13 protein-coding genes are annotated in these 12,572 nt (G+C 66.9%); 8 read left to right on the top strand and 5 right to left on the bottom strand.

Features of this window, described 5'->3' with window-relative positions; translation table 11 throughout:
• The first annotated feature begins 43 nt into the window (after nucleotides 1-43).
• Genes AB4879_RS28195 through era form a run of 4 tightly spaced genes read left to right on the top strand, consistent with a single transcriptional unit; the run spans nucleotide 44 to nucleotide 3,816 of the window.
• Complete coding sequence (locus tag AB4879_RS28195) at nucleotides 44-1,060, top strand: PhoH family protein (protein WP_370510189.1); 1,017 nt, start codon at nucleotides 44-46, stop codon at nucleotides 1,058-1,060.
• An 11-nt stretch (nucleotides 1,061-1,071) separates the two neighbouring features.
• Nucleotides 1,072-1,608: an rRNA maturation RNase YbeY gene (gene ybeY, locus AB4879_RS28190; protein ID WP_036344468.1), complete on the top strand. Its 537-nt coding sequence runs from the start codon at nucleotides 1,072-1,074 to the stop codon at nucleotides 1,606-1,608.
• On the top strand, nucleotides 1,605-2,897 hold the full coding sequence (locus AB4879_RS28185) for a hemolysin family protein (protein ID WP_102805611.1): 1,293 nt from the start codon (nucleotides 1,605-1,607) through the stop codon (nucleotides 2,895-2,897). Before ybeY ends, AB4879_RS28185 begins: the two co-directional genes overlap by 4 nt.
• Nucleotides 2,890-3,816 carry a GTPase Era gene (gene era, locus AB4879_RS28180; RefSeq protein WP_370510188.1) on the top strand — a complete coding sequence of 309 codons (927 nt, stop codon included), beginning with the start codon at nucleotides 2,890-2,892 and terminating at the stop codon, nucleotides 3,814-3,816. Before AB4879_RS28185 ends, era begins: the two co-directional genes overlap by 8 nt.
• Here the strand turns inward: era and AB4879_RS28175 are convergent.
• A complete protein-coding gene (locus AB4879_RS28175; protein WP_370510187.1) occupies nucleotides 3,813-5,264 on the bottom strand; it encodes an amidase in 1,452 nt (483 codons plus the stop codon). The genes era and AB4879_RS28175 overlap by 4 nt on opposite strands.
• A 64-nt stretch (nucleotides 5,265-5,328) precedes the next feature.
• Between AB4879_RS28175 and recO the strand changes: the two genes are divergently transcribed.
• The 3 genes from recO to AB4879_RS28160 are packed head-to-tail and all read left to right on the top strand — an operon-like array spanning nucleotide 5,329 to nucleotide 7,409.
• Complete coding sequence (gene recO, locus AB4879_RS28170) at nucleotides 5,329-6,150, top strand: DNA repair protein RecO (protein ID WP_036344473.1); 822 nt, start codon at nucleotides 5,329-5,331, stop codon at nucleotides 6,148-6,150.
• Entirely contained in the window at nucleotides 6,116-7,024 is a 909-nt protein-coding gene (locus tag AB4879_RS28165; RefSeq protein ID WP_051660448.1) for a decaprenyl diphosphate synthase, read from the top strand. The genes recO and AB4879_RS28165 overlap by 35 nt, the downstream gene beginning before the upstream one ends.
• Before the next feature lies 1 nt (nucleotide 7,025).
• The gene (locus AB4879_RS28160) at nucleotides 7,026-7,409 is read left to right on the top strand and encodes a hypothetical protein (protein WP_370510186.1); all 384 of its coding nucleotides are present in this window, start codon (nucleotides 7,026-7,028) and stop codon (nucleotides 7,407-7,409) included.
• Nucleotides 7,410-7,562: 153 nt separating this feature from the next.
• Here the strand turns inward: AB4879_RS28160 and AB4879_RS28155 are convergent, their stop codons facing one another.
• The 3 genes from AB4879_RS28155 to AB4879_RS28145 all read right to left on the bottom strand — a co-directional run bounded on the left by AB4879_RS28155 (nucleotide 7,563) and on the right by AB4879_RS28145 (nucleotide 9,011).
• The gene (locus tag AB4879_RS28155) at nucleotides 7,563-8,183 is read right to left on the bottom strand and encodes a GIY-YIG nuclease family protein (protein ID WP_370510185.1); all 621 of its coding nucleotides are present in this window, start codon (nucleotides 8,181-8,183) and stop codon (nucleotides 7,563-7,565) included.
• Nucleotides 8,184-8,286: 103 nt separating this feature from the next.
• Nucleotides 8,287-8,694, bottom strand: coding sequence for a Fur family transcriptional regulator (locus AB4879_RS28150; protein WP_370510260.1), 408 nt, complete (start codon nucleotides 8,692-8,694; stop codon nucleotides 8,287-8,289).
• An 11-nt stretch (nucleotides 8,695-8,705) separates the two neighbouring features.
• Nucleotides 8,706-9,011: a helix-turn-helix transcriptional regulator gene (locus AB4879_RS28145; RefSeq protein ID WP_102805607.1), complete on the bottom strand. Its 306-nt coding sequence runs from the start codon at nucleotides 9,009-9,011 to the stop codon at nucleotides 8,706-8,708.
• A gap of 98 nt (nucleotides 9,012-9,109) precedes the next feature.
• Here AB4879_RS28145 and AB4879_RS28140 point away from each other — a divergent pair, with 98 nt between their 5' ends.
• The gene (locus AB4879_RS28140; protein WP_370510184.1) at nucleotides 9,110-10,534 is read left to right on the top strand and encodes a glycine--tRNA ligase; all 1,425 of its coding nucleotides are present in this window, start codon (nucleotides 9,110-9,112) and stop codon (nucleotides 10,532-10,534) included.
• A 7-nt stretch (nucleotides 10,535-10,541) separates the two neighbouring features.
• On the opposite strand, the gene AB4879_RS28135 is transcribed toward AB4879_RS28140, so the two are convergent.
• Complete coding sequence (locus AB4879_RS28135) at nucleotides 10,542-12,554, bottom strand: TPM domain-containing protein (RefSeq protein ID WP_370510183.1); 2,013 nt, start codon at nucleotides 12,552-12,554, stop codon at nucleotides 10,542-10,544.
• Between the last annotated feature and the right edge of the window lie 18 nt (nucleotides 12,555-12,572).

The raw sequence follows: 12,572 nt of genomic DNA, 5'->3' as shown, positions 1-12,572 counted from the left end.
TTTCGACCTAACCGGAACCCAGGAAGCAGGCTTCGAAGACCACGTGACGCCCCGCGAGACGACCGCTGCCTCGCAAGTGCGCAGCAGCATGACTGTTCCGCCCGACCTCGTCGTGGGCCTGCTGGGTTCCGCTGACGAAAATCTGCGCGCACTCGAACGCAGCCTGTCGGCCGATGTTCATGTCCGAGGCAACACCATCTCCCTGTCCGGTGAGGCGGCCGACGTCGCGATGGCCGAACGGGTGATCTCCGAACTCATCGCTGTTGTGGCCGGTGGTCAGTCGCTGTCCCCGGACGCGGTCCGTCGCAGCGTCGGGATGCTCGCCGCGGCGGACAACGAGTCACCGGCCGAGGTGCTGACGCTGGACATCCTGTCCCGCCGCGGTAAGACGATTCGGCCCAAGACGCTCAACCAGAAGCGCTACGTCGACGCCATCGACGCCCACACGATCGTGTTCGGCATCGGTCCGGCGGGCACCGGCAAGACCTACCTGGCGATGGCCAAGGCGGTCAACGCGCTGCAGACCAAGCAGGTCACGCGGATCATCCTGACCCGGCCCGCGGTGGAAGCCGGTGAGCGCCTTGGGTTTCTGCCCGGCACGCTGACCGAGAAGATCGACCCGTACCTGCGTCCGCTCTATGACGCGCTGCACGACATGATGGACCCCGCCGCCATCCCGAACCTGCTGAGCACCGGGGTGATCGAGGTCGCGCCGCTGGCATTCATGCGTGGCCGCTCACTCAACGACGCGTTCATCATTCTCGATGAGGCGCAGAACACCACCGCCGAGCAGATGAAGATGTTCCTCACCCGGCTGGGGTTCGGCTCCAAGATCGTGGTCACCGGTGACATCACCCAGGTCGACCTGCCCGGCGGCGCCAAGTCCGGTCTGCGGGCGGCGATGGATGTCCTCGACGGCATCGACGACATCCATTTCGCCGAACTCACCAGCGCCGACGTGGTGCGCCACCGCCTGGTGTCGGAGATCGTCGACGCCTACGCCAAGGCCGAGCAGCCTGCGCTGATGAACCGCTCCCAACGCCGCTCGACGCGGCGCTAGGAGCATCTCAGATGACCATCGAGGTATCCAATGAATCCGGCCTCGACGTTTCCGAAGAGGAACTGATCAGCGTCGCGCGCTTCGTGATTCGTCGTATGGACGTCAATCCGGCCGCTGAGCTGTCGATGGTGTTGCTGGACACCAACGCGATGGCCGACCTGCACATGCGCTGGATGGATCTGCCCGGCCCCACCGACGTGATGAGCTTCCCGATGGACGAGCTCGAGCCCGGCGGGCGCCCGGATGCGCCCGAGCCCGGGCCGTCAATGCTCGGTGACATCGTGTTGTGCCCGCAGTTCGCCGCCGATCAGGCCACCGCCGCCGGTCACAGCCTCGGTCAGGAACTGGCGCTGTTGACCGTGCACGGCGTGCTGCATCTGTTGGGCTACGACCATGCCGAGCCGGACGAGGAAAAGGAGATGTTCGACCTGCAACGCACCCTGCTCGAAGAGTGGGTGGCCGAGCAGGTCGAGGCATACCACCAGGATCGGCAGATCGAGAAGGACCGTCGACTGCTCGACAAGTCACAGTTCTTCGACGAACCGTGACGGGCTGGAGTGCGCTGCTCGGTGCGATCGCCCTGATAGCGCTGGGCGGTTTGTTCGCCGCGATCGATGCCGCCATCAGCACCGTGTCGATTGCTCGGGTCGAGGAGCTGGTGCGCGACGAGCGACCCGGCGCCCTGCGGCTGGCCAGAATCATGGCCGAGCGGCCGCGGTACATCAATCTCGTTGTGCTGCTGCGCATTGCCTGCGAGGCCGCCGCGACGGTCTTGCTGGTCGCTTTCCTGTGGGATGACCTCGGGCTGACCTGGGGCCTGGTGGCGGCGGCAGGCATCATGACGGTGGCCAGCTTCGTCGCGATGGGGGTGGGCCCGCGCACCATCGGCAGGCAGAACGCCTACACCATTGCGTTGACGTCGGCCGTTCCGCTGCAGGCGATCTCGGTTCTGCTCACTCCGATCAGCAGGCTGCTGATCGTGCTCGGCAATGCGCTGACCCCGGGCCGCGGCTTCCGCAACGGACCGTTCGCCTCCGAGATCGAGCTGCGTGAGGTTGTCGACCTGGCTCAGCAGCGCGGCGTGGTGGCCGACGACGAACGCCGAATGATCCAGTCGGTGTTCGAACTCGGCGATACCGCCGCACGTGAGGTGATGGTGCCGCGCACCGAGATGGTGTGGATCGAGAACGACAAGTCCGCCAGCCAGGCGACGTCGCTTGCGGTGCGCAGTGGCTATTCGCGCATCCCGGTGATCGGGGAGAACGTCGACGATGTGGTCGGCGTCGTCTATCTCAAAGACCTTGTGCAGCGCACCTATTACTCCTCGGACAGCGGCCGCGGCACCAAGGTGGCCGACATCATGCGCCCGGCGGTCTTCGTCCCGGACTCCAAACCGCTCGACGAGTTGCTGCGCGAGATGCAGCGCGACCGCAACCATATGGCCTTGCTGGTCGACGAGTACGGCGCCATCGCGGGCCTGGTCACCATCGAGGACGTCCTGGAGGAGATCGTCGGCGAGATCGCCGACGAGTACGACACCCGCGAAGTGGCGCCCGTCGAAGAGTTGGGCGACAACAAGTTCCGGGTGTCGGCCCGCCTGCCGATCGAGGACGTCGGCGAGCTCTACGACATCGAGTTCGCCGACGATCTCGACGTCGACACGGTCGGCGGTCTGCTCGCCCTCGAGCTCGGCAGGGTGCCATTGCCCGGCGCCGAGGTGGTCTCGCATGGGCTGCGTCTGCAGGCTGAAGGTGGCCGCGACCACAGAGGGCGGCTTCGTATCGGCACCGTGCTGGTCAGCCGGATCGAGCCGGAAGGAAGCGACGAGGATGACTGACGCTGCGCAGAGTGAATTCCGGTCCGGCTTCGTCTGCTTCATCGGCAGGCCCAACACCGGCAAGTCGACGCTGACCAATGCGCTCGTCGGCACCAAGGTGGCGATCACCTCCAACCGGCCGCAGACCACCCGGCACACCATCCGCGGCATCGTGCACCGCCCGGACTTCCAGATTGTTCTGGTCGACACACCGGGTCTGCACCGCCCGCGCACGCTGCTGGGCAAGCGGCTCAACGACCTGGTCCGCGACACCTACTCCGAGGTGGATGTCATCGGGCTGTGCATTCCCGCCGACGAGAACATCGGGCCGGGTGATCGATGGATCTACGAACAGATCCGCGACGTCGCACCCCGCACAACGCTTGTCGTCATCGTCACCAAGATCGACAAGGTGTCCAAGGAGCGGGTGGCCGAACAGTTGATCGCCGTCCACGAACTGGTCGGCGACACCGCGGCCGAGATCGTGCCGGTGTCGGCGACAAGGGGAGACCAGGTCGACATCCTCATCGATGTGCTGGCCGGCCAGTTGCCGCCCGGCCCGGCGTTCTACCCCGACGGGGAGCTCACCGACGAGCCCGAAGAAGTGTTGATGGCCGAACTCATTCGCGAGGCCGCACTGGAAGGGGTACGCGACGAGTTGCCGCACTCCCTGGCGGTGGTGATCGAGGAGATCGAAGAGCGGCCCGACCGCCCGGCGGATGATCCCTTGATCGACGTGCACGCCGTGCTGTATGTCGAGCGGGACAGCCAGAAAGGCATCGTCATCGGCAAGGGCGGCGCTCGGCTCAAAGAGGTTGGGACGGTGGCCCGTACGCAGATCGAGAAGCTGCTCGGCACCAAGGTCTATCTCGATCTGCGGGTCAAGATCGCCAAGAACTGGCAGCGCGACCCCAAACAGCTTGGCCGGCTGGGGTTTTAGCTCTCGGTGGGCACCGGGGTGTTCCACCAGATCTCGGGTTGCTTGCTGGCCCACCCGTTGATGGCTTCCAGCTCGGCTGCCAGGGAGATCAGCAGCGGCTCACTGTTGGCCGGGCCCATCAGCTGCACGCCGATCGGCAGGCCCTCGGAGGTGAAGCCGGCCGGAACACTGATCGACGGCCAACCGAGCAGATTCCACGGGAACGTCACCGGGCACGCCGCGATCATCGCGCGGTCGGTGCCCATGGGTCCGAGGCGGTCGAACGTGCGGGCCGGGGGAGGCGGCTGCGCAGTCGTCGGTGCCAGCACGACGTCGACGGAGCGGAAGATCTGCCCGACGCGGCGGTGCAGCTTCGGCTCGCTGGCGCGGGCTCGGCGCAGCATCGAGCCAGACAGCAGCCGGCCCATCCGCATGTTGGACTCGGTGCGGGGGTCGAAGGCGACGTCGTCACCAAGGCGGTCAGCCCACTCCAGCAGTCCGGCGGTGGACCGGGGCAGGAACGTCAGCGGCAGCCGCAAGCCGTAGTTGGGGTTGCCCGCCATCACGGTGTGGCCCAGCAGGCCCAGCTGCTCGGCGATCCCGCTGAGCGCGACCCTGATCTCGGGATGCAGCCTGGCGGGAAAGAAGGTGAACGGAAAGCGGGTCGACAGCGCGATCTTCAACGGACCCGGCGCGGCCCCGACGGAGTCGGTCATCCGTACCGGCGGTGGCTTGAACGGGTCGTCGTCGTGGTTCCCGGAGGCGGCGTCGAGCACGAGCGCGGCGTCGGCGACCGTCCGGGCCAAAACCCCGTTGACGGTGATCCCGTTGAACGGGTCATGGACCGGCCAGGTCGAGATGCGGCCGCGCTGCGGCTTGATGCCCACCAGGTGAGTCCAGGCGGCCGGCACCCGGACGCTGCCCGCGCCGTCGGATCCGATGGCCGCGGCGACTAGACCTGCGGCGACGGCGGCGGCGCTGCCGCCCGACGAGCCACCGGGAGTGTGCTTGCGCGACCAGGGGTTACGGGTATGGCCGAAGGCGGGGCCGCTGGTGAACGGCCATTGGCCCAGTTCGCAGCAGTTGGTCTTGCCGACGATCACCGCGCCCGCCTCGCGCAGCCGGCGGACCACTTCGGAGTCGTGTGTCGCGGGGCGCACTGGTCCGGCGGTTCCGAAGGAGGTCGGCACCCCGGCGATGTCGACGTCGTCCTTGACCGCGATGGGAATGCCCAGCAGCGGGGCCTGCTCCCCGGCGGCGCGCCGTCGATCGGCGTTGGCGGCATCGGCGAGTGCCGATTCGGTCAGCACCACCCGGAAGGCGTTGAGCGTGGATTGGCTGGCGGTGATCGCACGCAGCGACCGGCGGGCCAGTTCGGTGGACGTGACCGTGCCGCTGGCCAACTGATAGAGCTGCTCACCGATGGTCGGAAACCGCGGTGGCCTGCCCAGACTCCGGTGAGCTGTCATGGCGACGTCGAGACTAACGGCGCGCGTCCGCGGTTATGTCGCAATGCGGTGGGAAACTAGTCGGATGCGGTTGTATCGGGATCGGGCGGTCGTGCTGCGCCAGCACAAGCTCGGTGAAGCCGACCGCATCGTCACCTTGCTGACCCGCGACCACGGTCTGGTCCGCGCGGTTGCCAAGGGCGTGCGCCGTACCCGCAGCAAATTCGGTTCCCGGCTGGAGCCGTTCGCCCACATCGATGTGCAGCTGCACCCCGGTCGCAACCTGGACATCGTCACCCAGGTGGTGTCGATCGACGCCTTCGCCACCGACATCGTCAGCGACTACGGCCGCTACACCAGCGCCTGCGCGGTCCTGGAGACCGCCGAGCGGCTCGCCGGGGAGGAACGCGCCCCGGCGCCGGCGCTGCACCGGCTCACAGTCGGGGCGTTGCGGGCGGTGGCCGACGGTGCCCGCAGCCGCGAGCTGGTCCTGGACGCCTACCTGCTGCGGGCCATGGGGATCGCCGGCTGGGCGCCGTCACTGACCGAATGTGCCCGCTGCGCGGCGCCGGGACCGCATCGAGCGTTCCACATCGCCGCTGGTGGCAGCGTCTGCATGCATTGCCGTCCGTCCGGCTCGACGACGCCGCCGCAGGCGGTGCTGGATCTGATGTCGGCGCTGCACGACGGCGATTGGGAACTTGCGGAGGCCTCGACGCCGTCGCATCGCAGCCACGCCAGCGGCTTGGTGGCTGCGCATCTGCAGTGGCATCTGGAACGCCAGCTGCGCACTTTGCCGCTGGTGGAGCGTGTCTACCGGCGGGCCGCTGACCACGGGATGGAGATGTTCAGGCAGGATGAGCCATATGGCGATGAACCGGGTGACCAGCTCGTGGCGGGGGGCTGAGCGCAGGCGGAAAGAGACCTTTCCGCAGCTGCCCCCGGCGCCCGACGACTACCCGATGTTCCCGGACACCTCTGTGTGGCCGGTCGTGTTTCCCGAGCTGCCGCCCGCGCCGGACGGCGGCCCGCGCCGGCCGCCCCAGCACACCTCCAAGGCCGTGCCGCCGGCGATCCCGGCCACCCAGATGCCCAAGCACGTGGCTGTCGTGATGGACGGCAACGGGCGATGGGCCACGCAGCGCGGGTTGAGCCGCACCGAGGGCCACAAGATGGGCGAGGCGGTGCTGATCGACATCACCTGCGGAGCCATCGAGATCGGTATCCAGCACCTGTCGGTGTACGCGTTCTCCACGGAGAACTGGCGGCGCAGTACCGAAGAGGTGCGGTTCCTGATGGGCTTCAATCGCGAGGTGGTGCGCCGGCGCCGGGAGAACCTGGATGCCATGGGCGTCAACATGCGCTGGGTGGGGTCGCGGGCGCGGATGTGGCGCAGCGTGATCAAGGAATTCGACATCGCCGAGAACATGACGGTCGGCAATGACGTCATCACGGTGAACTACTGCGTGAACTACGGTGGGCGGGCCGAAATCGCCGAAGCGGCAAAGCAAATCGCCCGTGATGCGGTCGCCGGCCGGGTCGACCCGGAACGGGTGAACGAGGCCACGATCACCGAGCACCTACACCGGCCCGACATTCCTGACGTCGACCTGTTCATCAGGACGTCGGGGGAGCAGCGGGCAAGCAACTTCATGCTGTGGCAGGCCGCGTACGCCGAGTACGTGTTCCAGGACAAGCTGTGGCCCGATTACGACCGCCGCGACCTGTGGGCGGCGTGCGAGGAGTACGCCGAACGCAACCGGCGCTTCGGCCGGGCCTGAGATGGGACTCGACACCCGGTTGGCCGATGCACTGAGCGCGGTCGTACCGGTCGAGGTGGAGCCGGACGGTGCGCTGACGGTGCGCTATGAAGGGACCTTCGCCTCGCTGCGGACGGTCACCATTGCCGAGGACATCGAGATGGTGTCGGTGACGCAGGTGCTCGGGTGGGATCTGCCGGCTAGTGCCGACCTTCGCAAACGTGTTGCCGCGCAAGCACAGTCGACGATGCTGGGGACGGTGACGCTCGTCGAGTCCGGCAAAAAGGGCGACATCATGCTGCGCTACAACTTTCCCGGCGATGGCCTGGCGGACCATGCGCTGCAGACTCTGGTGCTGATGGTGCTCGCCGGCGGGGCCGATGCCCGTCGCGCGCTCGTCGACTAGGTGTCAGGCGCCCCGCCGAGATCGACACCAGCGCGGGAAAGTTCGAGTAGGTCCCACGCTGACGTCGATCTCGAAGCGAAGGCTCAGATCTACGGGCCTGCAGGCTCTGGGTGACACTGTTGTTGTCCGCCTCTGAGCGACAACCGTTATCGCTCAGACGTGTGCTCCGCCAATTCCCGGATTCCGCAGGACGGGGAGTGACCGTGCTCTCGCCTTTGCTGCGGCTCGGGCATCCGACAGCTGCGAGTGGAATGGGTTTCTGTTGTTCTTGTCCAAGTTGAGCGGAAGATCTTGTGTCTCCAGTAAGTGGTCCTCCAACAGCCATGGTTGTGGAGTCGGATACCACGATACGAAAGCGTTTGCGGCCATCCAGCGAGACAGATCCTGCTCGCCGGTTCCGAAGTGGAGACGTTCGCCCGACCCGTAACGTCGCAATTCGATACCTAGGTGCTCGGCCAAAAGGCAGCCGAGCGTGAGGCGAAGCGTTGATCGGGCAGCGTTGCCGCTGTAATGAGTTCGAATCCGTTTGCGAAGCGATTGACGACTAGCAATTTGTCCATTTTTTGGTGGCGCCTTCGGACTGATGCCGGCGTACAGAAGGGTTCGCTGATCGCGAACCTCGCAATGCGCGACGTCGATGTCACCTGGCAATTCGCGAAACCACCAGCCGTATACCCCAGCGACCTGCTCGACGAGTGGTGGCTTGGCCAAGACCTCGGCGCGGCTGTGGATATTCGCGGCCAGATAGCGTGCAACGTCGTCCGGGGTAGGCACACTTCGATATTGCACGAACGCATCAATCAAGCGCGCTGAATCGACAACGGTTGTCGCTCAAAGGCGGACGCCACGCATGCCCGCCGCGCGCTCGTCCACCAGCTCAGCCGCGGCACTGCCCGCAGGTGCCGAACAACTCGATCGTGTGGCTGACGTCTGAAAAGCCATGCTCGGCAGCTACTTCCGCGGCCCAGGCTTCGACTTCGCGACCACTGACCTCCACCGCCGCACCGCAGCTGCGGCACACCAGGTGATGATGATGGTCCGCGCCGGCGCAGCGCCGGTAGACCGACTCCCCGGTATCGGTGCGCACCATATCCACCAGATCGGCCGCCGAGAGTGACTGCAGCGTCCGGTACACCGTGGTCAGCCCGATGTTCTCGCCGCGGCGGCGCAGCTCGTCGTGCAACTCCTGCGCCGAGCGGAACTCGTCGACGGTGTCGAGCAGCGCGATGATGGACGCCCGCTGACGAGTGGCGCGCACCCCGCCCGCGCCGGCGCGCGGACGGATGTCTGCTCCGGTCACGAGTGCTCCTCGCCGGCGTGGCTGATGGCGGCGACGATGATCTCGGCCAGGTGCTCATCGACCAGCCGGTACATCACCTCCCGCCCGGATCGCTCGCCGGCGACCACGCCGGCCGCTTTCAGGATTCGCAGGTGCTGGCTGACGAGGGGCTGCGGGACGTCGAGGGCGTCGACGAGCTCGTGCACGCACCGCCGGGACTCCCGCAGTTGCAGAACGATCGCGATTCGCACCGGGGCGGCCAGCGCGCGTAGCAGCTCACCGGCGCGTTCCAGCAGCGCGGCATGGTCGGTGGCGGTGGTCATTACGCACCTCCCCGTTATTGGAAACGATTTCCAGTTGGCTCACACTTTCCCATGCACGATCACGCATGTCAAAGGGTCCGGTGAGAGGTCGCTAGGCTATGGAGCTGTTGTCCGTTCACAGAACAGGAGTGGCACCCACCGTGGCGTCCGTCATCGATTCCGTCGTCAACCTGGCCAAGCGTCGTGGCTTGGTCTATCCAGCCGGCGAGATCTACGGCGGGACCAAATCGGCCTGGGACTACGGCCCACTGGGTGTGGAGCTCAAGGAGAACATCAAGCGCCAGTGGTGGCGGTCGGTGGTGACCGGCCGCGACGACGTCGTCGGTCTGGACAGCTCGATCATCCTGCCGCGCGAGGTGTGGGTCGCCTCCGGTCACGTCGAGGTGTTCAACGATCCGCTCATCGAGTGCCTCAACTGCCACAAGCGTCATCGCCAGGATCACCTGCAGGAGGCGTACGCGGAGAAGAAGGGCATCGCGGACCCCGAATCGGTCGCCATGACCGAGATCGTCTGCCCGGACTGCGGCACCAAGGGCCAGTGGACCGAGCCCCGCGAATTCAACATGATGCTCAAGACCTACCTCGGGCCGATCGAAGCCGAGGAGGGCATGCACTACCTGCGGCCCGAGACCGCGCAGGGCATCTTCGTGAACTTCGCCAACGTGGTGACCACCTCGCGTAAGAAGCCGCCGTTCGGCATCGGCCAGATCGGCAAGAGCTTCCGCAACGAGATCACCCCCGGCAACTTCATCTTCCGCACCCGCGAGTTCGAGCAGATGGAAATGGAGTTCTTCGTCGAGCCGGCCACCGCACCCGAGTGGCACCAGTACTGGATCGACACCCGGCTGCAGTGGTACATCGACCTCGGCATCAACCGCGACAACCTGAGGCTCTTCGAGCACCCCAAGGAGAAGCTGTCGCACTACTCGGCGGGCACCACCGACATCGAGTACAAGTTCGGCTTCCAGGGCAACCCGTGGGGTGAGCTCGAAGGCATCGCCAACCGCACCGACTTCGACCTCAAGACGCACTCGCAGCATTCCGGCACCGACCTGTCGTTCTACGACCAGGCCGCCGACACTCGCTACGTCCCGTACGTCATCGAACCCGCAGCGGGACTTACCCGTTCGTTCATGGCGTTCCTGGTCGACGCGTACGCCGAGGACGAGGCGCCGAACGCCAAGGGCGGGGTCGACAAGCGCACGGTGCTGCGGCTGGACCCAAGGCTGGCGCCGGTGAAGGCCGCGGTACTACCGCTGTCGCGGCACGCCGACCTCAGCCCGAAGGCCAAGGATCTGGCCGCGGAGTTGCGCAAGAACTGGAACATCGAGTTCGACGACGCCGGTGCGATCGGCCGCCGCTATCGCCGCCAGGACGAGATCGGCACGCCGTACTGCGTGACGGTCGATTTCGATTCTCTGGAGGATCACGCGGTGACCGTCCGCGAGCGCGACCAGATGACGCAGGAGCGCATCGGCATCGACTCGGTGGTCGACTACCTGGCGACCCGGCTGAAGGGCTAGAAGCGGCCTAGAAACGGCCACCGCCGCCCAGCATCCCGCCGCCGTCGGAGCCGCCTGACGATCCGCCGAAGGTCGTCGACGACCATCCGCCGCCACCGCCGAAGCCGCCGCCGAATCCGCCGCGCATACCGCCGGACAGGATGTTGCCGAGGATGATGCCGCCGATGACGGCGCCCATGTTCGACGAACCACCAACGCCGCCATAGTGATTCATATAGGTGCGCTGCGCCGACTGCACATCGTTGTTGGCCAGCTGCTGAGCTTGGGCAGCCAGCATCGACGCACCATTGGCATGCGCGATCGCCTCGGCGACGTTGGTCTTCCGTTTGGCCTGTGCGGCCTCGAGTTGACGCACCGCCTCGTTGAGGCGGGTACGCGCCTCGGGCCCGACGCTGCCGCGGCGGGTGTCGACGTAGTCCGCCACCGAACGCACCCGCGACTGCGCGGTGAACAGCGCCTGGTCGTAGGACCGGCCCAGCCGTTCGGCGTTCTCGCGTTCCTCTGCCACGCTCGCCAGTAGCCGGTCCAGATCGGCGTCGGCCTGGGTCAGCTGGGTGAACGCCCCCAACGGGTCGGCAGATCCGTTGGTCTGTGCGGCGGCCACCGCCGCGACCGCGGCGTCGCGGGCGGCCGTCAGCTCGGCGGTGTTGGACAGTCCGCCCTGGGTCAGCTGAGCCACGGCCTGGTTGATGCCCTGCTGGGTGTCGGCGATCGCCGCAGGCAAGGTCGCGACCGCACGCCTGATGTCGCTGGCCGCGCTGTCGACCGCGTCGAGCATCGAACTGGCCTGCTGCAGAGCGGCTTCCGCGCCGCGCACGCAATCGACCAATTCGATCTGCTCGCCGGCGACCGGTTTGGCCACCAGCTCGCGGGCCCGGCTGATCGAGTGGTCGGCGAAGTCCAGCCGTTCCTTGGCGGCAGCGGCGTTGCGCGCCACCGAAGCCAGCGCCGACTCGGCGAACTCGGTGTGCAGCTGGGTCAATGTGCCCTCGGCAGGATCGATACGGGCGCTGACGTCGACCAGCTTCTGGGTCAGTATGTCCAGCCGGTCGGGCGCGTTGATGACGAGATCACGCAGCTGATGGAACGCCTGGTTCTGGGCGTCCAGCTCGCGGTTGGCCCGCGCGGCGGCGACGACCACCCGGGTGAGCAGATCGCGGCGCTGGGCCGGGGTTTCGGGCACCGCGTCGTCGAGTTGCTGGCGCACGTTGAACGCCTGCTGCAGGGTGGCCTTGGCGTTCTCGACGGCGCGAACGAATGGTTGCGTCTGCTGCTCACCGAATTCCTCTTGCGCCAAGGTCAATTCGTTGGAGCTGGTGCGTACGGCATTGTCGACGTCGACGACGATCGAGCGGGACAACTCGTCGAGGGCGTCGAGTGGAACCGAGGCCAGGGCATTCGGATCGGTGGGGTCGACCCGCTTGGCGGCGGCCACCTCGGCCTCGTGCCGCTTGCGCCGGCGCTGTCGGCTCCACACCAGCAAGACCACGACCGCTAGCACGATGACGCCCAGGATGATCGCCAGTGGCAGTAGCGAGGAGCCGCCTGCGCCGGTGGTGGTCTTGGCCGCCAGGCCGTCGGCCGCCGCGATCGCGGCGCCTGCCCAGTCGCCGTTGTGCAGGGCGGGCTCGATCTTGTCGTGGCGCAGGTCGTCGATCTTCGCGCCGCCGGCCGCCGCGGTGGGTACCAGGAAGGCATAGGAGCGCTGCCCGGTCGCGACCGCCAGGATCGCGTCCTGGTTGCTCAGATCGCTGGCCTGGCGGGTTTCCTCGGTCCAGCCCACCGCGCTCTTGGGGGCGAAGGAGTCGACGAAGACCACCCACAGCCGCACGTTCCGTTCGCGGTAGAGGGTGTCGACGGCGTTCTGCACGCTGGCCAGTTGGCCGCCGGCCAGGACGCCGGCGTTGTCGGTGACGTAGTCCGGCAGCCGGAACGGTGGCTCGGCCGTCGCGGCGGGTGCCACCAGAGTGGCGGTGGCCAGGATGGCCGCGAGCAGGCTGAACAGACGAGCGAGGCGCATGACCGTCAAATGTAGTAG

Origin of the sequence: Mycobacterium sp. SA01 (genome assembly GCF_041287105.1) — a bacterium.
Lineage (GTDB): Bacteria > Actinomycetota > Actinomycetes > Mycobacteriales > Mycobacteriaceae > Mycobacterium.
The sequence above is the reverse complement of the archived record's forward strand: the minus strand, read 5'-3'. Positions and strand labels throughout refer to the sequence as shown.

Bases quoted from the DNA above. Each gene is read 5' to 3' on its own strand.
- ybeY (WP_036344468.1), top strand. From the start codon at position 1,072: ATGACCATCGAGGTATCCAATGAATCCGGCCTCGACGTTTCCGAAGAG.
- era (WP_370510188.1), top strand. From the start codon at position 2,890: ATGACTGACGCTGCGCAGAGTGAATTCCGGTCCGGCTTCGTCTGCTTC.
- AB4879_RS28175 (WP_370510187.1), bottom strand. From the start codon at position 5,264: ATGACAGCTCACCGGAGTCTGGGCAGGCCACCGCGGTTTCCGACCATC.
- recO (WP_036344473.1), top strand. From the start codon at position 5,329: ATGCGGTTGTATCGGGATCGGGCGGTCGTGCTGCGCCAGCACAAGCTC.
- AB4879_RS28165 (WP_051660448.1), top strand. From the start codon at position 6,116: ATGAACCGGGTGACCAGCTCGTGGCGGGGGGCTGAGCGCAGGCGGAAA.
- AB4879_RS28160 (WP_370510186.1), top strand. From the start codon at position 7,026: ATGGGACTCGACACCCGGTTGGCCGATGCACTGAGCGCGGTCGTACCG.
- AB4879_RS28145 (WP_102805607.1), bottom strand. From the start codon at position 9,011: ATGACCACCGCCACCGACCATGCCGCGCTGCTGGAACGCGCCGGTGAG.
- AB4879_RS28140 (WP_370510184.1), top strand. From the start codon at position 9,110: ATGGAGCTGTTGTCCGTTCACAGAACAGGAGTGGCACCCACCGTGGCG.
- AB4879_RS28135 (WP_370510183.1), bottom strand. From the start codon at position 12,554: ATGCGCCTCGCTCGTCTGTTCAGCCTGCTCGCGGCCATCCTGGCCACC.